The sequence below is a fragment of the Faecalimonas sp. genome (assembly GCA_029264305.1).
Lineage (GTDB): Bacteria > Bacillota > Clostridia > Lachnospirales > Lachnospiraceae > Faecalimonas.
Genome location: JARICA010000019.1, coordinates 24,923 through 45,384 on the forward strand (window position 1 = coordinate 24,923; position 20,462 = coordinate 45,384).

At 32.3% G+C, this 20,462-nt stretch carries 16 protein-coding genes; 9 read left to right on the plus strand and 7 right to left on the minus strand.

All coding sequences use genetic code 11. The features are described from left to right. Positions 1–198: 198 nt before the first annotated feature. Genes ACY2U7_RS06440 through ACY2U7_RS06455 form a run of 4 tightly spaced genes read right to left on the minus strand, consistent with a single transcriptional unit; the run spans position 199 to position 4,152 of the window. Positions 199–879, minus strand: a complete 681-nt coding sequence (locus ACY2U7_RS06440) for a TIGR00266 family protein (RefSeq protein WP_461812546.1) — start codon at positions 877–879, stop codon at positions 199–201. 25 nt (positions 880–904) lie between these two features. Beyond that, positions 905–1,783 (minus strand): 16S rRNA (adenine(1518)-N(6)/adenine(1519)-N(6))-dimethyltransferase RsmA, encoded by an 879-nt coding sequence (gene rsmA, locus ACY2U7_RS06445; RefSeq protein ID WP_461812547.1) that lies wholly within the window; start codon positions 1,781–1,783, stop codon positions 905–907. A 54-nt stretch (positions 1,784–1,837) separates the two neighbouring features. Next, a complete protein-coding gene (locus tag ACY2U7_RS06450) occupies positions 1,838–2,776 on the minus strand; it encodes an alpha/beta fold hydrolase (protein ID WP_461812548.1) in 939 nt (312 codons plus the stop codon). A 5-nt stretch (positions 2,777–2,781) separates the two neighbouring features. Further along, positions 2,782–4,152: a citrate/2-methylcitrate synthase gene (locus ACY2U7_RS06455; RefSeq protein WP_461812549.1), complete on the minus strand. Its 1,371-nt coding sequence runs from the start codon at positions 4,150–4,152 to the stop codon at positions 2,782–2,784. 160 nt (positions 4,153–4,312) lie between these two features. Here ACY2U7_RS06455 and ACY2U7_RS06460 point away from each other — a divergent pair, with 160 nt between their 5' ends. From ACY2U7_RS06460 to ACY2U7_RS06475, 4 genes are all read left to right on the plus strand, one after another. After that, entirely contained in the window at positions 4,313–5,011 is a 699-nt protein-coding gene (locus ACY2U7_RS06460; RefSeq protein ID WP_461812550.1) for a response regulator transcription factor, read from the plus strand. Positions 5,012–5,023: 12 nt separating this feature from the next. Further along, positions 5,024–7,570, plus strand: coding sequence for a sensor histidine kinase (locus ACY2U7_RS06465; RefSeq protein ID WP_461812551.1), 2,547 nt, complete (start codon positions 5,024–5,026; stop codon positions 7,568–7,570). Between the two features lie 108 nt (positions 7,571–7,678). Beyond that, positions 7,679–8,830 (plus strand): class I SAM-dependent methyltransferase, encoded by a 1,152-nt coding sequence (locus ACY2U7_RS06470; protein WP_461812552.1) that lies wholly within the window; start codon positions 7,679–7,681, stop codon positions 8,828–8,830. Next, positions 8,831–11,335 carry a hypothetical protein gene (locus ACY2U7_RS06475; RefSeq protein ID WP_461812553.1) on the plus strand — a complete coding sequence of 835 codons (2,505 nt, stop codon included), beginning with the start codon at positions 8,831–8,833 and terminating at the stop codon, positions 11,333–11,335. Between the two features lie 46 nt (positions 11,336–11,381). Here the strand turns inward: ACY2U7_RS06475 and ACY2U7_RS06480 are convergent, their stop codons facing one another. Next, a complete protein-coding gene (locus ACY2U7_RS06480; protein ID WP_461812554.1) occupies positions 11,382–11,882 on the minus strand; it encodes a QueT transporter family protein in 501 nt (166 codons plus the stop codon). Between the two features lie 526 nt (positions 11,883–12,408). On the opposite strand from ACY2U7_RS06480, the gene asnS reads away from it, so the two are divergent. The 5 genes from asnS to ACY2U7_RS06505 all read left to right on the plus strand — a co-directional run bounded on the left by asnS (position 12,409) and on the right by ACY2U7_RS06505 (position 18,227). Beyond that, the gene (gene asnS / locus ACY2U7_RS06485) at positions 12,409–13,800 is read left to right on the plus strand and encodes an asparagine--tRNA ligase (protein ID WP_461812555.1); all 1,392 of its coding nucleotides are present in this window, start codon (positions 12,409–12,411) and stop codon (positions 13,798–13,800) included. A gap of 71 nt (positions 13,801–13,871) precedes the next feature. Then, positions 13,872–14,561: a VanR-ABDEGLN family response regulator transcription factor gene (gene vanR / locus ACY2U7_RS06490; RefSeq protein WP_461812556.1), complete on the plus strand. Its 690-nt coding sequence runs from the start codon at positions 13,872–13,874 to the stop codon at positions 14,559–14,561. After that, positions 14,551–15,741, plus strand: coding sequence for a sensor histidine kinase (locus ACY2U7_RS06495; RefSeq protein WP_461812557.1), 1,191 nt, complete (start codon positions 14,551–14,553; stop codon positions 15,739–15,741). The genes vanR and ACY2U7_RS06495 overlap by 11 nt, the downstream gene beginning before the upstream one ends. Beyond that, positions 15,677–16,732: a metallophosphoesterase family protein gene (locus ACY2U7_RS06500; protein ID WP_461812558.1), complete on the plus strand. Its 1,056-nt coding sequence runs from the start codon at positions 15,677–15,679 to the stop codon at positions 16,730–16,732. The genes ACY2U7_RS06495 and ACY2U7_RS06500 overlap by 65 nt, the downstream gene beginning before the upstream one ends. A 7-nt stretch (positions 16,733–16,739) precedes the next feature. Then, entirely contained in the window at positions 16,740–18,227 is a 1,488-nt protein-coding gene (locus ACY2U7_RS06505; protein ID WP_461816085.1) for an ATP-binding protein, read from the plus strand. A 50-nt stretch (positions 18,228–18,277) separates the two neighbouring features. On the opposite strand, the gene ACY2U7_RS06510 is transcribed toward ACY2U7_RS06505, so the two are convergent. After that, positions 18,278–19,462, minus strand: coding sequence for a ribose-phosphate pyrophosphokinase (locus ACY2U7_RS06510; protein ID WP_461816086.1), 1,185 nt, complete (start codon positions 19,460–19,462; stop codon positions 18,278–18,280). Further along, complete coding sequence (locus ACY2U7_RS06515; protein WP_461812561.1) at positions 19,462–20,457, minus strand: ATP-binding protein; 996 nt, start codon at positions 20,455–20,457, stop codon at positions 19,462–19,464. The genes ACY2U7_RS06510 and ACY2U7_RS06515 overlap by 1 nt, the downstream gene beginning before the upstream one ends. Between the last annotated feature and the right edge of the window lie 5 nt (positions 20,458–20,462).

The window sequence follows — 20,462 nt, forward strand, 5'->3', positions numbered from 1 at the left end:
AGAGTCAGATAGTTGATAAACAACAACTATCTCCCCCCCTCATAAAGTAAATTTTCACCTTAAGATGAATTTAAGGTGTACACTTTACTCTCATTCCTTTAAATAATGAACTAACATCATGTTGATGTTAGCCAACAAAAAGGGTTGTTTTCTACAAAGTAGAAACAACCCTTTTTGTGTATATCAATAAATAAAAAATTAATTTCCTTTAGGTAAGTAAGGAATTAATGCACCGGCCACATTACTTGCTGGCATTGTTTGTAACCATACACGTCCTGGTCCTGTAATGACTGTGTTGAAAAGTCCTTCTCCTCCAAATACAATATTTTTTACGCCTCGTATTGTTTGAATATCCATTTGGCAAGAAGCTGTCATTGCTGCTAAGTGTCCAGTATCTATCACGATTTGCTGTCCAGGTTGTAATTCATATTCAACTACATGACCGTCGAATTCAGCAAACATAGTTCCGTATCCAGATACTTTTTGTAGAATAAATCCTTCACCACCAAACAAACCAGAACCTAATTTTTTCTGAAAATGCATAGAAAGTTGAACACTAGCTTCAGCTGCTAAGAAAGCACTTTTCTGGAAAATCATTTCATTTTCCGGACTGATTTGAAATGCTTTTATAGATCCTGGAAAACTAGAGGCGAAAGCGATTGTTCCGTTTCCACCTTGCGCAGTGTAAATATTTTGGAACATAGATTCGCCGGAAAACATTCTACCAAATGCTTTTCCGATACCACCATTGGTGCTCGTTTCCATAAGCATATTTGGTGACATCCAAGACATAGATCCTTTTTCAGTAATCATTTTTTCACCAGCTTCTAGATTACAGATAACAACTGGTAAAGTTTCTCCTTTGATTTGATATTGCATAGGCAATCTCCTTTCTGAAATAAAATTATAATAACTTACTTATAGTATTACTTAATGTGGCGAATTCTTGTAACGTAAGAACTTCTCCACGTATACTTGTACCTTTTCCAAGTGTTTCAATCGCTTCTGTAATAATCTCTTTTGAAAGATTTATTTCAGGAGAATTATTTAATCCATTGGCTAAAGTCTTTCTTCGCTGATTGAAAGATGCACGTATAATTTTAAACATAAGTTTTTCGTCTAAAACAGAAACGGGCGGTTCGGCATGTCGCTCTAAGCGAATTACCGCAGAAGCAACCTTAGGTCTTGGCATAAAACAATTTGGAGGAACATTGGCTACAATATAGGGTTTTGCGTAATATTGTACAGCCAAGGATAAAGCACCATAATCTTTTGTTCCTGGTCCGACTTGCATACGATCGGCAACTTCTTTTTGTACCATGACGGTAATGCTTGCAATAGGGACATTACTTTCAAATAATCCCATAATAATTGGTGTAGTAATATAATATGGTAAATTTGCAACAACTTTAATTGGTTTACCATTATTACGTTCTTGTGCCAAAGCACGTATATCTACTTTTAATACGTCGTCATTAATAATAGTGACGTTATCAAATTCGCTTAATGTATCAGATAAAATAGGTATAAGGGCCTTGTCTATTTCAACGGCAACAACCTCTCTAGCTGCAGAGGCTAAGTATTGTGTCATTGTTCCAATTCCTGGACCGATTTCCAATACAAAATCATCTTTTGTAATCTCTGCAGAAGAGATAATTTTATCTAATACATGTGTATCAATTAAAAAGTTTTGTCCAAATTTCTTTTGGAAAGAAAATTCGTATTTTTGTAATATTTCTATCGTATTTTGAGGATTGCCTAAAGTACATTTGGGCGTATTCATAAATTTCTATCTCCTAACATTTTTATCTTGGTATCAGTATAGCATAGGATTACTTTAATGTGTGCAGGAAATTCGTTTTGTTTCAAGCCATTCATAAATATCCATATAGATAGTTTGTCTGTCGTTTTCGTTTAGGATTTCGTGCCGGTCATTTTTATATAGTTTTAAGGAAACATCTTGTATACCACCATTTTTATATTTTTGAAAGATCGATTTTACCCCTTTTCCAAAGTTTCCAACAGGATCCTCTTCTCCAGCAATAAAAAAGATAGGGAGATGTTTGGGAATCTTTTTAAAGTTTTTGTCTTTTGCAAGATGTTCTATGCCCCTAAACATATGATAATAGCCGTTTACCGTAAAGATAAAGTTACAGCGTTCTTCACTTAAATAAGTATCTACATTTTTCGGATTCCGACTTAACCAATCCATTGTTGTACGAGATGGGGAAAATTTTTTATTATATCCACCAAATGCCATATTGTTTACAAAATTGCTTCTGTAATGCCATCCTTTAAATGTTGCAGTAATACGGCAGAAGATCTTGCCAAGTTTAATTAGGGAAAGAGGTTGGTTTCCAGTTCCCATAATAATTGCTCCGGATAGTCCTAAACCATGCATGGTAAGATATTGTCTTACTAGAAAAGATCCCATACTATGTCCCAGAAGAAAATAAGGAGTTGTAGGGTATTTTTCTTGTGTAAGTTGACGTAATTGATGTATATCTCCAATAACACATTCATTTCCTTTTTTTTCGTTAAAGTATCCCCAATCTTCTTTTGATTGTACAGAATCTCCATGTCCTAAGTGATCATGCCCGACAACATAATAACCGTGTTTGTTTAAAAAGTGTGCAAACTCATCATATCGGTCTATATATTCTACCATACCATGGGAAATTTGAAGTATAGCAGAAATATTTCCTTCTGGAATCCATTCAATTGCATGAATGTTCGTTTTCTTATCCTGCGACAGATAATAAAAATGCCGTTTCATAAATGTTATCTATCCTCCAGTTTGACATAATCTCGATAAGGGCATAAAGGGCGATAGGCAGGACGAATAATTTTATCTACATTTTTTAATTCTTCTAATCGGTGTGCACTCCAACCAACAATACGTGCAGCTGCAAAAATTGGAGTATATAGTTCTTTTGGAAGTCCAAGCATACCGTATACAAGTCCACTATAAAAGTCTACGTTTGCATTAACTCCTTTATAAATTTTACGTTTTTCTCCAATAACTTCAGGAGCAAGGCGCTCTACCATGGCATATAGGTTGTATTCTTTTTCACAACCTTTTTCTATAGCCAGACGTTTTACAAATCCTTTAAAGATATCTGCTCTTGGGTCTGAAATAGAATAGATAGCATGTCCCATACCGTAAATTAGACCTTTTTGATCAAATGCTTTCTTATCTAATAAATCATTTAAATATTGGCGAACAGCATCTTCGTCTTCCCAATCAGATACATGTTGTTTCATATCTTCAAACATTTGGGATACTTTAATGTTAGCACCACCATGTTTTGGACCTTTTAGAGAAGCAAGAGCTGCAGCAATTGTGGAATAAGTGTCTGTTCCAGATGAAGTAACAACATGTGTAGTGAAAGTAGAATTGTTACCGCCGCCGTGATCCATGTGTAGTACAAGTGCCATATCAAGAACAGTTGCTTCAAATTTTGTATACTGCTTGTCTTTGCGAAGCATCATTAGAATATTTTCTGCTGTAGATAGATTTGGAGATGGTGCATAAATAAATAAATCATCTCCACGTCTATAGTTGTAAGCATGATAGCCATAAACCATGAGCATAGGAAATTGGCTAATCAGATTCAGACATTGTCGCAAAACATTTGGAATAGAAGTATCATCTGCTTTTTCATCATAAGAATATAAATTCAAAATGGATCGAGAAAGACTATTCATCATATCTCTACTAGGTGCTTTCATAATGACATCCCTAACAAAATTAGGAGGGAGAGTTCTTCTTTCGATCAATGTTTCGTGGAAATCATTTAATTCTTTACTGTTTGGAAGATTTCCAAATAGTAGAAGGTATGCGGCTTCTTCAAATCCAAAATGTTTTGCATCCAAAAAACCGTTTACAAGATCTTTGATGTTGTATCCTCTGTAATATAAATTCCCTTCACATGGAACTTCTACACCATCGATTTCTTTCTTGGCGCAAACGTCAGAGATGTTTGTAAGACCTGCCAAAACGCCTTTTCCGTTTACATCACGGAGTCCACGTTTTACTTCATATTTAGTATATAATTCTTTGTCTATAGCGTTATTATTTGCACAGAGTTCTGCTAATTGTTGAATTTTAGGGGTGATTTCAAATAATACTTTGTCTATTGAATTTGCCATATATAAACTCCTTTCTCTGAAAAAATTTACTTTATTATACTAAATTGCGAATTATAATACAATTATTAAGTGAATAATTTTTAAACTTTCTTAAGGATTTTTAGATTAGACTCTTAAAAAATCCATGTTAATCTTGTATACTACAAAGGAGGTGATAGAAATGTTTAATATTTTAGTATGTGATGATGATAAAGAAATCGTAGAAGCAATTGAAATTTATTTAAAACAGGAAGGATATAATGTGTTGAAAGCCTATGACGGTGAAGAAGCATTAAAAGTTTTAAAAAAGGAAGAAAAGGTAGATTTATTAGTTATAGATGTAATGATGCCAAGGCTTGATGGTATTCGAGCGACATTAAAAATTCGTGAGGAAAATAGTTTGCCAATTATTATTTTATCTGCAAAATCAGAAGACGCAGATAAAATTTTAGGACTCAATGTAGGTGCGGATGATTATTTGACAAAACCATTCAATCCGTTGGAATTAGTTGCTAGGATAAAATCACAGTTAAGAAGATATACGAAATTAGGAAGTACAGTTGTACAAAATAGTAGTGCAGTATATACAGTAGGAGGATTATCTATTGATGATGATTTAAAAGAAGTAACTGTGGATGGAGAAGCAGTAAAACTGACGCCTATTGAATATAATATTTTATTGTTATTAATGAAAAATCAAGGAAAAGTTTTTTCTATCGACCAAATATATGAACGCATTTGGAACGAAGATGCAATTGGAGCTGATAATACAGTGGCAGTACATATTCGGCATATTAGAGAGAAGATTGAAATCAATCCGAAAGAACCGAGATATTTAAAAGTTGTATGGGGAGTTGGATATAAGATAGAGAAACTTTAGAAAGGGATGTTTATGAAGAAATGGTATAAATCAGCCTTTTGTAAAGGGATTTTAATATTGCTTACAGGAATCTCGTTCATATTAATGAGTGTTTGTTTAGCAATTGGATTAGCATATCCGGGAAATAATTATGAGGAATTATTTATAAAAAAGAGTGAAAGAAATTATGAAGATACAAGGGGATTTTCTATACAAGTTAAAAATGAAGCGCAGGAGTTACTCAAATTTTTAGAGAGTAAAAAGTTGATTGAAAAAGATGGAAAAGAAGATTTAACACAGTCTATTGTAATAGAAAATTTAGAAGACATGGTTGAATTAAAAAAAGGTGTAGGGGAGTTTAGTTTTCGTTTAGAAGATTTATTAAGCGAAACATCTGATCAAGAAGGTTATGAAATTGTTGTTGAAAAAACTCCAAGTGGAAAATATCAGTATAGAAAATTCAAAGAATTTATTCGTGAGGCAAGAGAAGAACAATATTTCTTTCCAACAGAGGCTACGAGTAAAAAGCAGCAGGCACAAATATTGAAGAAGATGGAAACGGACAAGTACCTTCCAGATGGAGAAGTACAAGATAAAGACGGAAAATTAGTTTATAAAAAAGTATGGTTTTTTGGACTCCCACTGGATACTTTAATAAAAACAACAGAAGGGAAAACACTTATAGAATTAGCGAATACTTCGGATAAATTTAATGGTTCATTAGAAAAGATGCAACAAGTTTTAAATGAAATGAAACAGGAAGTTTCCTTTTCAAAAGAACAGTATGATAGCTATAAATATTATTTTTCTCAAGGAAATACAAATCTTTCGTATCTTTATATAGATTATAATACGAGACGCTTAGAAACGAATCGAGACATTATATGGGAGAATATAGAAAATGGAAAAACGGATATGTTGGAAAAGAGCAAATATGTTGTAGTTGCACCTAAACTTGTCGATTGTACTACGAATATGGCAAAAGATGGCGTGGCGTTATCAGATTGGCAACATATGGTTGATTATACTATGACTTATCCGGAAAATTATCAATTGATTCTTTCGGTAGATACAAAATATCCAATACAGGATTCGTTTTATAATTGGGCAGAAGTATATGAACGATATGCACCATATGTGGATAATGTGATTGTTATAGGTGGTTATTCAATAGTACTTTTTCTTGTTGTAATTATTTGGTTGACTGCTGTTGCAGGACATTCAAACCAATATACAGAATTAGCATTGCATCGGTTTGATAAATGGAAAACAGAGATTTGGTCATGTTTTATGGTTGGTTTAGGTGCACCACTTGTGATAGAAGTAATACTAGTGCTAGACTATTACTTGAAACAGATAAAGCCATACGCGAATTCTTTTCATATGGAGCCATTGCGAGGTGGAAGAATCACTATTGCAACATTTATAGGAATTGGTGGAGTAACATTTGTAACAGGGATTTTATTTCTAATTGCATATTTAAGTTTAGTTAGAAGAATTAAGGCAAAAAATTTATGGAAAAATAGTATTTGTAAATGGTTCTTTCATTCACTTGCTCATCTGTATAGAAATCGGAGCAGTATTACACAAGTGGTAATAATAGGAAGTGTAATGTTGGTTATGAATCTTTTAATGATAACAAATTCAGGTTTTTTTATTCTTCTTGGAATTTCAGTTGATATATATATGATTATTAAGATTGCACAAAGAAGCATTGAAAAGGAAAAAATCAAAAAAGGAATTATACGTATTGCTAATGGAGATGCAAAATATAAGATTTCTTTGGAAGATTTTTCAAAAGATAGTCAAGAAGTAGCAGGACAGATTAATCGAATTGGAGAAGGAATTCAAAGTGCAGTGGAAAAGAGTTTGAAAGATGAGAGATTAAAAACAGATTTGATTACAAATGTATCTCATGATATTAAGACTCCACTTACTTCTATTATCAATTATGTAGGTTTATTGAAACAAGAGAAATTTGATGATCCAAAAGTGAAGAGATATTTGGATGTTTTAGATACAAAATCACAGAGACTAAAGACGTTGACAGAAGATGTTGTAGAGGCGTCTAAAATTAGTTCAGGAAATATTCATTTGGAATATGTCAGTCTAAATCTCGTTGAGATGATACATCAGACTACTGGTGAGTTTGCTGAAAAATTTGAAAAAAAAGATTTAAAAGCAATTGTGAATGTACCAGAAGAACCAGTTATTATCCGTGCGGATGGGCGACGCATGTGGAGAGTTATTGAAAATATTTATAATAATGCGGCTAAATATGCTATGGCATCGACGAGAATTTATGTAGATATGATTGCGAACGGTCAAGAAGTTGTATTATCTTTAAAAAACGTTTCTGAATATCCGTTAAATATTAGTGCAGATGAACTTACAGAAAGATTTATCCGTGGAGATGTTTCAAGAAGTACAGAAGGTAGTGGTTTGGGACTATCTATTGCTAAAAACTTAACGGAAATGCAAGGAGGAAAGTTTAAAATCTATATTGACGGAGATTTATTTAAAGTAACGATTACTTTTCCGCAAATATGTTCAACTGTTACAAAAGAGATAGAAATGTAACAAAATTATGAAGAAAAGGCGAGGAATTCTAAAATATTCCTTGTCTTTCTTGCGTTTGAGACGGATAGGCATTACAATATTATGTGATTAAATTTTAAAGAGGTATTTATGGAAGAAATTAGAAATATTTTAGAGGAAAGTTTACATATAGATTTCATACAAGCGATAATAAGTAACCCGAAAAAAAAGGGAGGAATAATAAAGATAAAAGTCCGTCCAATTATCGTGAAAGGGGAACTTTTATTCCAATGCGAAATTTTTGAAAATAAGCAAGCATTTCATAAAAATTATAATAGAGAAGAAACTATTTTGTATTTAGTAGGAAAGATGGAAGAATTTAAGCAGATGCAGTTAGAAACAAAACAATTACAATACACTGTTTTGGTTAGCAAAAAAGGAAAAGTAACTGTGAAACAAAAAAAACAAGTAGGATGTGTGAAGGAAGTTGATTTATCACATAATCGTTCCAAAAAATATATTTTGCAAGAAGGAAAAAGCGTTCCTTTTTTATATGACTTAGGTGTGATGACAAAAGAAGGAAAAGTTGTTAAAACACGTTTTGATAAATTTAGACAAATAAATCGTTTTTTAGAATTTATTGAAGATATATTACCTCAATTGAATAAAGAACGCGAAATTACCATTTTAGATTTTGGATGTGGAAAATCATATTTAACATTTGCGATGTACTATTATTTACATGAACTAAAAGAGTATGATGTGCGGATTATCGGATTGGATTTAAAAAAGGAAGTAATTCAACATTGTAATGAATTGAGTGAAAAATATGGATATGAGAAACTAAAGTTTTTAGAAGGAAATATTGCAGATTACACAGGAGTGAATGAGGTGGATATGGTTGTAACACTTCATGCTTGTGATACGGCAACAGATTATGCATTAGCAAAAGCAATCGGTTGGAATGCAAAAGTTATTTTATCTGTACCATGTTGTCAGCATGAGGCCAATAGTCAAATAAAGAATGAAGTGCTAGAGCCAATTTTGAAGTATGGTTTAATTAAGGAAAGGATTTCAGCTCTTGTGACAGACGCACTTAGAGCAGACTATTTAGAAAAAGAAGGATATGAGGCGCAGATTTTAGAGTTTATTGATATGGAACATACGCCTAAAAATATTTTGATTCGTGCGATAAAAACTGGGAAGAAGGGAAAAAACACAGAAAAGATTGAAGAGTGTGAAGAACAGTTAAATCTTTCGTTGACCTTGAAAAAACTATTAGAACATAAAGGGGAAGTATAGATGAAGAAAAAGATAATAGCAGGAAGTGTAATAGCTGTTATCGTTATTGTAGCAGCTGTTATTTTGGGTATAGTTTTTAATAATAAAATCACAGAGAAGACGGGACAAATGGAAAAAGCAAGTCTTCCAGTCATTTCCTTTCAGGAAGGAAAATATAAGGTTAATACACTTTTAGGGTATACAGAAAGCATAGATATTGCATCAACAAGGGATATGGTTTTACCAGTTTCGGTAGGCACTACTGTACAAGCTGATATATCTGGATATGAGGGAACAATCAAATCACTTACTTATGAAATATGTACACTTGACGGGAAGGAAAGTATTAAACAGCATACAATTAAAAAAGTGAAAGATCATGTTCGGATGGAATTTGGAGATACAATTTCAGATGGAGAAGAGAAAATTTTAAAGATAAAATTAACATTGGATAATGGAAAGGATGTTTTTTATTACACGCGAGTGTTAAAGGCGACGGAATTGCATGTACAGCAATGCTTAGAATTTGCAGATGATTTTCATAAGAAAACATTTGATCCAGAACAAGTAAATACATTAAAACCAAGATTGGAAAGAAGAACAAATACAAATTTAAATTCACTTCAGAAAGTAAATTTGAATTCCGATATAAAGCAAATTGGTTGGAACGGCTTAAAGCCGGAGATAGTTGGTGATGTGGAGTGGCAAATTAAAGAGAGCACAGAAACATATACTTCCATTTATCTTAAGTATCAAGTGAAATGTAAAACAGGAGAAGAAAACAATTTATATAATGTGACTGAATTTTTTAAAGTGCGTTTTATTAAAGGAAAAGGATCATTAGAAGATTATGAGCGTACAATGAATGAGGTGTTTTTAGGAAAAGAGAGTGATTTTTCAGCAAAAGGAATTGAACTTGGAATCGCGGAAGAAAATGTTCAGTATATTTTAAATGAAAAGGAAAATATGATTTCTTTTGTTCAAGAAAGAGAAGTATGGAGCTATAATAAAGAAAAAAATCAGGCTTCTCTCATTTTTAGTTTTGCAGATGAAAAGAATAATGATATTCGAAGTAAAAATGATAATCATAAAATCAATCTAATTTCTATGGATGATAAGGGAAATTTAACGTTTGTTGTGTGTGGATATATGAATCGTGGAATGCACGAGGGACAAGTTGGAGCGAGCATCTATTATTTTAATAGTGAAAATAATTATGTGGAAGAGAAAACATTTATTCCAAGTGGAAAATCAGGTGAAATTGTAGCACAAAATTTGATACAACTTGCTTATTATAGTAAAGAGGGAAATAAGCTATATGTAATGTTTGAAGGAACTTTGTATGAGATTGATTTAGAAACACAAAAACGCTCTGTATTAGTAAAAAATTTGGAAGAAGGGCAATATATTGTTTCGAGTGATGGAAAACATATTGCATATCAGTCAAATGGAAAATTAACAGAAGCAACAGAGATAATTATTCATAACCTGCAAAATGGAAAGAAATATAAAGTAAAAGCAGAAAATGGAGAAATTATTCGCCCACTTACATTTGTTTTGGGAGATGCAGTTTATGGAATTGGTAAGAAAGATGATATTGGAAAAAATGTATCTGGTAATCAGATTATTCCATTATATAAAGTTGAAATTCGAAATCAGAAAAATAAAGTAGTAAAATCTTACCAAGAAGAGGAAACTTATGTTGTTAACGCAAAAACAGAACATAATATGATTACGTTGGAAAGAGTGAAAAAAAATGGAAATATGTATTCTAACATCACTCAACATTACATCACAAATAATAAAGAACAAGAAGAACCTTCTGTTACAATTGAAACAGATACATCTGAAACAAAGGGAAGAGTAACAAGATTAGAAGATACGAAAATGTCATTAACAGGAACGCCAAAATGTCTTGAGAAGAAACCGTTATTGAAGAAAAAACCAGTAGTGATTGAATTTAATTTAGTAGACGACGAAGAAGGTTACTATGTTTATGGAAGAGGGAAATTACAGGGAATTTATAAAACAGCAGGGGCTGCTATTGTGAAAGCAGACACAGTACGAGGAGTGGTGGTTACTTCTAAACAGACAAAAGTTTGGGAACGAGGAAATAGACAACTTCGATATAATATAGAAAATACATCTGCATTTGCTACACAAGCAGGAGAAACTTCTCTTCAAGCAAGTTTAAGACAGGTATTAGAATATGAAGGGAAAAAAGTGAATGTAGCAAAAGAAATGCAAAATGGGAAATCTGCTTTAGAGATTTTAAATCAATATTCAGGAGGAGAAGCAGTAGATTTAAGTGGTTGTACGGTAGAGCAGTTATGCTATTTAATTGGAAAAGGAACTCCGGTTATTGGGATGACAGGAACAAATACTGCAATTTTGTTAGTTGGGTATGATGATAAGATGATTACCTATTTAAATCCGAATACTGGCAAAAAACCTACGGAGGCCATAGCGGTTATTCAAAATATGGTAAAGGGAAGTCAAGGAATTTTCTTTGGATATGTAAAATAAAATGTATAAAAATAAGTCGTTGATTTTATGTCAACGACTTATTTTATTAAGAAATCATTTTATTATTTTTGAAAATAATATATTCATATTTAGAAAGAGCCTTTAATACAATCATTCCTAATACACCGCAAGAAATGATTTCTCCAAGTCCTACTGTAAGCATCATAAATGGGATTGGGAGAGGTACTCCGTATCCGTATGCTAAAACAAATGGGACAACAAGTGTATTGGCGATAATTGGTGGAAGTGGAGCGAGAAAAGGACTTTTTTTACGTAAAGCATATGTAAAGCAAGCAGCGATAAGCGTTGCTAAACTTCCAAAAATAATATCTGGGATAATTGCTCCACCTAAAATGTTTCCAATAAGGCATCCAATAAACAATCCAGGAATTGCTGCAGGTGTAAAAAATGGAAGAATCGTGAGGGATTCTGCTATTCTAACCTGAACTTCTCCAAAGCCAAATGGTGCAAAGACTACTGTCAACACCACATAGATTGCAGCAATCATTGCTGCTTGTGTCAAAAATGTTACTTTCTGGTTTTTCATATTCAATTCTCCTTTAGTTTTGTTTTACGTGTGGAAGGTCACGAACACACGATTCATTTTACGCCGGGAATCGGCGAAATCTTAGTAAGACCTTGTTTAACGTTACAATCATATATCATGGCTGTAAAATTTTCAAGGTTTTTCTTATTTTTGATATATTTATTCCTTATATTGAACCGTTTATTTTCACCTGATATAATCCATTTAATATTTTCGAGTTCATTTAGGAAAAGGAGGAGTTAGCACCATACAAAAAGAAAAAGAGAAGGGCTGTCAAAAAAGTGCTATTATTTTATGCAATTTTTCTTATGAAAGGGGAAAAAATAAGGGTAAAATGGAATCGGAAAAAATACTAAGTTGGCGTGATAAAGAATAGAAATATAAAATGAAATAAAAATTAGTTAAAAAATATATTGTTATTCGTAATTGCGATAAAATGGAAAATAAGGTATACTATAGAGAATAGTGAGAATAATTGTCCAGAAGTTTTTGGAAGGATAATTAAATATAAAAAGGAGTTGGGAAAATGGAATTAATAACAGTAAGAGAATTATATAAAAATCGTGAGCAGTATTTAGATAAAGAAGTGAGCGTTGGCGGTTGGGTAAGAAGTATTCGTGATTCCAAAACGTTTGGATTTATCGTTGTGAATGATGGATCATTTTTTGAAACATTGCAGGTCGTATATCATGATACAATGGAAAATTTTGCAGATATTTCTAAATTAAATGTGGGTGCGGCAATTATTGTAAAAGGTACATTAGTAGCAACACCACAGGCAAAACAACCATTTGAAATTCAGGCAACTGAAGTAGTCATTGAAGGAGCATCGGCACCAGATTACCCATTACAGAAGAAACGTCATAGTTTTGAGTATTTAAGAACAATTGCACATTTACGTCCAAGAACAAATACATTTCAAGCTGTATTTCGCGTTCGTTCTTTAATTGCGTATGCAATTCATCAGTTTTTCCAAGAAAGAGGATTTGTATATGTTCATACACCAATTATTACAGGAAGTGACTGTGAAGGTGCTGGGGAAATGTTTAGAGTAACAACTTTAGATATGGATAACCTTCCAAAGAATGAAGATGGAACAGTAGATTATAGTCAAGATTTCTTTAATAAAGAAACAAGTCTTACTGTAAGTGGGCAGTTAAATGGTGAAACATATGCGCAAGCATTCCGTAACATTTATACATTTGGACCTACATTTAGAGCAGAAAACTCTAATACGACAAGACATGCAGCAGAATTTTGGATGGTAGAACCAGAGATTGCATTTGCGGATTTAGATGATGATATGATGCTTGCAGAAGCAATGTTAAAATATATTATTAATTATGTATTAGAAAATGCACCAGAAGAAATGAATTTCTTTAATTCTTTTGTTGATAAGGGACTTTTGGAACGTTTACATAATGTTGCTAACTCAGAATTTGCTCGTGTAACATATACAGAAGCAATCGAATTATTGGAAAAAAATAATGACAAATTTGATTATAAAGTTTCATGGGGAGCAGATTTACAGACAGAACACGAACGTTATCTTACAGAAGAAGTATTTAAACGTCCTGTTTTTGTAACAGATTATCCGAAAGAAATCAAAGCATTTTATATGAAAATGAACGATGATAATAAGACAGTAGCAGCAGTAGATTGTCTTGTTCCAGGAATCGGAGAGATTATTGGGGGAAGCCAAAGAGAAGATGATTATAATAAGTTATTAGCTCGTATGGAAGAAATGGGATTGAAACCAGAAGAATATCAATTCTATTTGGATTTGAGAAAATATGGTTCTACAAGACATGCAGGATTTGGGCTTGGATTTGAACGTTGTGTAATGTATTTGACAGGTATGTCTAATATTAGAGATGTTGTGCCATTCCCAAGAACAGTAAATAACTGCGAATTATAAGAGGAAGAATGGGGCGTGGGAAAAGTGAATTTCCACGCCCTTTTGTATAAGAGAATTAAGAGGAAAAGAGTATGAATATTTTAGTAGTTGATGATGAAAGAGAAATTGCAGATGTAGTTGAACTCTATTTGCAAAGTGATCAATATCATATTTATAAGTTTTACACAGGACAAGAAGCATTGGATTGCATAACAAATACAAAAATAGATTTGGCACTTTTAGATGTAATGCTACCAGATATTGATGGATTTGAAATTTTGAAAAAAATTCGAGAAAAGTATACATTTCCAGTAATTATGCTTACAGCAAAAGTTGAGTATATGGATAAGATTACAGGGTTGACTTTAGGTGCGGATGATTATATTCCAAAACCATTTAATCCACTTGAGTTAGTTGCTCGTGTAAAAGCCCAGTTAAGACGATATACGCAATATAATGATATGGGGAAAAATGAAGGAAATATCATTGATTTTGGTGCTGTATTTTTAAATAGAACTTCCCATGAATGTATTTATTACGATAAAGAATTGACGTTAACACCAATTGAATTTGATATTCTTTGGTTACTATGTGAAAATAGAGGGAGAGTAATCAGCTCTGAAGAGTTATTTAGAACAGTGTGGAAAGAACAGTATTATAAAAATAGTAATAATACAGTAATGGTTCATATTAGACATTTGAGAGAAAAAATGAGCGAGCCGACAGGTAAGTCGGATTTCATTAAAACCGTATGGGGAGTTGGATATAAAGTTGAGGAATAAATACCGAAAGTTAAAATTAAGTGTTTTATTACAGACTGTATTTGTGACAGCGTTGACAGTATTGGTGGGAACATTTCTTTTGAATTATGTTATCGATGGTATATATAATGAAAGTTTTGGGAAAATTTTCGTAGATGTACTGATGAATATGGGAGTGGAAAGAGAAACTGCAATACATTGGTATTGGAAGTTTATCGGAAATAATAAAGACTTGTTTATGATGGTAGGTTTTTTATCTTTATTTGCTCTATTATTTTATATTGCTCTATCAAAAATGACAAATTATCTTCATCAAATTGAAGAAGGAATTGAAAATATTATTTCGGATTCTACGGAGCCAGTACATTTGATTACAGAATTACATCCTATTGAAAAGCGACTGAATGAAATTAAAGAAACCCTAAAGAAAAGAGAAATGGAAGCAATTGAAGCAGAAAATCGGAAAAATGATTTAGTGGTTTTTCTTGCACATGATTTAAAAACGCCATTAACTTCAATTGTAGCATATTTAAGCATGATTGATTCCCATCCAGAAATGTCAGAAGAAGAGAGAGCGAGATATACACATATTTCGTTGGAAAAGGCAATGCGACTGGGAGAACTAATTAGTGAATTTTTTGAAATTACAAGATTTAATTTACAAAATATTGAATTAGAAAAAGTGGAATTAAATTTAAGTATGATGTTAGAACAGTTGGCAGATGAATTGTATGGAGTTTTACGAGAAAAAAATCTTTTGTGTAAAGTATATACAGAAGAAAATCTTGTCGTTGAGGGAGATCCTGACAAGTTGGCAAGGGTATTTGATAATATTTTGAGAAATGCTATTACATATTGTTATCCAGATACTCTTATAGAGATCAAGGCAAAAGATACAGATGATTATATTGAGATTGTATTTATTAATAGAGGTAAACAAATTCCGCCAGAAAAATTAGATAGATTGTTTGAAAAATTTTATCGTGTAGATAATGCTAGGTCAAGTTCTACAGGCGGTGCTGGATTAGGATTAGCGATTGCAAAAGAAATTGTAGAGTTACATTCAGGGACAATATGCGCAGAAAGTAATGAAGAGCAAACAAAATTTATTGTGAGTTTACCGAAAGGGGAAAAAGATGAAGTTTATTCATATAGCAGACGTGCACTTGGGGGCAAAGGCAGACGCAGGAAAAAAGTATAGTGCAAATCGTGGGAATGAAATTTGGGAAAGTTTTGCAAAAGTGATTGAGATATGTGAACAAAAAGAAATAAATTTATTGCTTATATCTGGGGATTTGTTTCATAGGCAACCACTGTTACGAGAATTGAAGGAAGTGGATTACCTTTTTTCTAAATTAACAACAACGAAGGTTGTCTTTATAGCAGGAAATCATGATTATGTTAAGTGGAATTCATACTATAGGACATTTCGATGGAGTAAAAATGTATTTCCACTTTTGAGTGATCGATTAAGTTGTATAGAATTTCCAGAGTATGATACAGCTATTTATGGTTTTAGTTATTATCAGAGAGAAATTACAGATAGAAAATATGCAAAAGCAAATGCTTGGAAGAAGCAAAAAAATGAAATTCTTTTAGCACATGGAGGAGATGAGAAACACATCCCAATTAATAGAAACGAATTGATTTCTTTAGGATATGATTACATTGCACTAGGACATATACACAAACCTATGACTATTGAAAAAAATAGAATAGTTTATCCAGGGGCACTAGAGCCTATTGATAAAAATGATGTAGGTGTACATGGGTATATAGAAGGACAGATTAAAGGTGGTGTGGTTACAACAAGATTTGTGCCATTTGCTTTACGAGAATATGTGCACATGTGTTTAGAAATAGATGAGACTGTAACGAATATGCAGTTGAGAGAAATTATAAAAATATCTATAGAAAAACGGGGAATAAAAAATATGTATAAAATTATTCTTAAAGGGTTTAGAAATGCAGATATTGAATTTGATGTTTCTAATACCGATCCGTTTGGAAATATTTTAGAAATTGTTGATAAGACAAAACCGGCATATCACTTTGAAGAGTTGAAAGAGAAAAATAAGGACAATTTACTTGGAAAGTATATTGAAAGTATGGGAAATTGTGAATTAGATAGTTTAGAATATATGGCTCTTTATGAAGGAGTGTCGGCACTTTTGGAAACAAAGAAGGGATAACAAAGGAATGAAGTTACTGGAAACCATTATAAAAAACTTTGGGAAAATTTCAGGGAAATCATGGAAATTTACAGAAGGAATAAATGTGATATATGGTGAAAATGAATCTGGAAAGACAACTTTGTATACATTTATTAAAAGTATGTTTTTTGGTTTGGAACGAGGGAGAGGACGAGCATCTTTAAATGATGAGTTTAGTCAGTATGAACCCTGGGAAAACCCTAATTTTTATGCAGGAATATTACGTTTTTCATGTGGAAATAGAAAATTTCGTCTAGAACGAAATTTTGATAAATATTCTAAAAGTGTAAATCTGATTTGTGAAGATGATGGAGAAGAGCTATCTGTGGAAAAAGGAGATCTGCAAATTCTCCTTGAAGGACAAACATTGGATATGTTTGAAAATACAGTTTCTATAGGACAATTGAAGGCTAAGACAGATCAAAGTCTTGCAAGCAGACTTCAAGACTATGCTACGAATTATTATACAACAGGCGATGGAGAAATCCATTTAGAGGAAGCGTTGAAATATTTAAATAATAAAAAGAAAGAAATAGAGAAACAATTTAAAGAAGAATTAATAAAAGTAGATAGAAAACGTGAAGAGGTTGCCTTAGAATCATCTTATGTTTGGAGAGATATTCATAAAATAGAACAGAAATTAGAAGCAATAGATGAAGAAATTAAAGTAAAAGAATTACAAGAAAAGAAGAAAGAGGAAAAACCTAAATGGAGAGTGCATCCTATGGAAGTACTTGGCATTTTAGTTTGTTTTATGGCCATTATTATTTTTATTCCTCGTCCTTGGAATTATCTTATTGTAATTGTGGGAGCTTTGGCAGAAGGGATTTATATTTGGAATAGAATGAAAGAAGGCGGAAAAAACGAGGAAGATATTGAAAATGAAAATACCATTCGAAAATTGCGCTGGGAAAGAAATCATGTTTTTGAGGAACTAAAAGAAAAGCAAGTGCAACATAGTAATCTTGAAGAACAGTTGGAAGAATTACAAGAAGAAAACGAAGAGCATAAGGATTGGAAACGAAAAAAAGAGGCAATTGATTTGGCTGCCGCAAAATTAGTTGAAGTTTCAAAATGTATGCAAAAAAGTCTAGGACAGGTATTAAATGAAAAAACTTCTGAGATTATTCAGCAGATCACAGGTGGAAAATATAAGCGTTTGCTTATAGAGGATAATTTGAAAATAAGTTTATTGACAGAAGAGAAAAAGATTCCTATTGAAAGAGTAAGTCGGGGAACGATAGAGCAAATTTACTTTGCATTGCGTATGGCATCTATTGAAATTATGACAGAAGAAGATTTTCCAGTTATTTTAGATGAAACATTTGCATTTTATGATGAAAAGAGATTACAGTATACTTTGAAATGGTTATCAGAAAATAAAAAGCAGGTGTTATTATTTACCTGTCAGAAACGAGAAGAAGAATTATTAGAAAAAATGGGAATTTCATATACACATCATGAATGTAGATAATAAAAAGATTGCACTTTTGTGCAATCTTTTTATTATCTATTCTATTAGATTTAGATACGTTCTCCGTTACGATACTTTTCAACTATATGTTGAATACGTTCGTTTGGACTTAAAATAGAACTTAAAGAACCATCATGATTTAATGTATCGATAACTAAAGCAATATATTTGCTCATATCACAGTTAATATAATATGGTTTACTTAATAATTCAGGTGTTTGATAAATTAAGTTTGTTGTTAAAATACCATGAATAATACCGTCTTCATATGCTTTATCAAATTTAGCAAGACCATTTGTAAATAAACCAAATGTTGCAGCAGCAAAGATACGTTTGGCTTTTCTTCGTTTCAATTCAGTCGCAACATCAATAATACTATCACCAGAAGAAATCATATCATCAATGATAATAACATCTTTTCCTTCTACATCAGAACCTAAAAATTCATGTGCAACAATAGGATTACGTCCATCTACGATTTGTGTGTAATCGCGACGTTTATAAAACATACCCATATCAAGACCAAGAACGTTTGCAAGGTAAACAGCACGGCTTGTACCACCTTCATCAGGGCTAATTGCCATCATATGTTTGCTATCAATTTGTAAATCAGGAACTGCACGCAAAAGTCCTTTAACAAATTGATAAGTTGGACGAATTGTTTCAAATCCACTAAGTGGAATTGCATTTTGTACACGAGGGTCATGCGCATCAAATGTAATAATGTTATCTACACCCATGTAAACAAGTTCTTGTAAAGCAAGAGCACAGTCTAATGATTCTCGACTACTTCTCTTGTGTTGGCGGCTTTCGTAAAGGAATGGCATAATAACATTGATGCGACGTCCTTTTCCACCAATTGCAGCAATAATTCTTTTTAAGTTTTGGAAATGATCATCAGGTGACATATGATTTTTATGACCTGAAAGAGAGTAAGTTAAACTATAATTACAAACATCAACCATAAGATATAAATCTTTACCTCTTACAGATTCATTGATAATTCCTTTTGCTTCTCCAGAACCAAAACGTGGAACTTTTGCATCAATAAGGTAAGAGTCTTTTTTGTATCCTGTGAAAACTTCAGATGTAGATATATCTAGCGTGCTTTCATTACGCCATTTTACAAGATAATCATTTACCTTATTTCCTAGTGCTTGGCAGCCATCAACAGCAATAATACCAAGAGCTCCTACAGGGATGTTTTCTAAGTTGCGTTCTTTTCGGTGTAACATTAGTTTGCCTCCATATTCATTAGTTTCTTCTTTAGGCGAATATCATCGCCTATAAGTTTTAAAAGTTTGTAGTTACTTGTAATGCGTGAGAATGTACGCTGTGAATAATAATCTGAAAAAGTTTCCAATGCAAGATTTGTTGAAATAATTGTAGATTTTTTTTTCAGAAGGCGTTCATTCAAGCATAAAAATAATTGTGAAGTAGTAAATGAATTAGATAATTCAGTTCCTAAATCATCAATAATTAGCAAATCACAGTCGAAGATATGAGAATTCATCACTTCGGCAGTTTCATCTCTTCCGAATTTACTTTTTTCAAAGATGTTAAAAAGTTCAAATGCAGTAAAATAAATTACAGAATGAGATTTATCAATAAGTTCTTTTGCGATGCAGTTCGAGAGAAACGTTTTTCCTACCCCTGTATCTCCATAGAGAAACAGGTTTTCAAAATTTTCATTAAAATTTTCTACAAACTCAAGACAAGTTTGATAAGCTTTTTTAATAGCGGTCAATGAGGATAGACCACTTTTTGCATCAACAAAATTATCAGAATAGTAATCAAAAGAAAAAGTATCAAAATTTTCTTTTTTTAGAATCTCTTTCAGATTAGATTGGGTATATAAAAGATCAATAGTTGCTTGTCTAAAGCAAATACATTTTTCGTTACCAATATAACCTGTATCTTTGCACAATGCACATTCATAAACAGGTTCAAGATAATTTTCTGGATATCCATTTTTTATAAGTAAATCCGATTTTTCTTGACAAAGAGTATTTAATTGTACACGAAACTCTTCTAAAGCGTGAATATCTCCATCAAGAAACTTACGGGCATATTTTACTCCAAGCATAGAAATAGAATCCTCAAGGTTCTTAAACTTGGGAATCTTTTCATAAATTTCATTATAGCGTTTCGTTAAAATATTTTGACTATGTAACTGCTTCTGTTCATAGTTACGCATAATCATATCATGTTGAGCGTTTTTTAATGCCACGATAC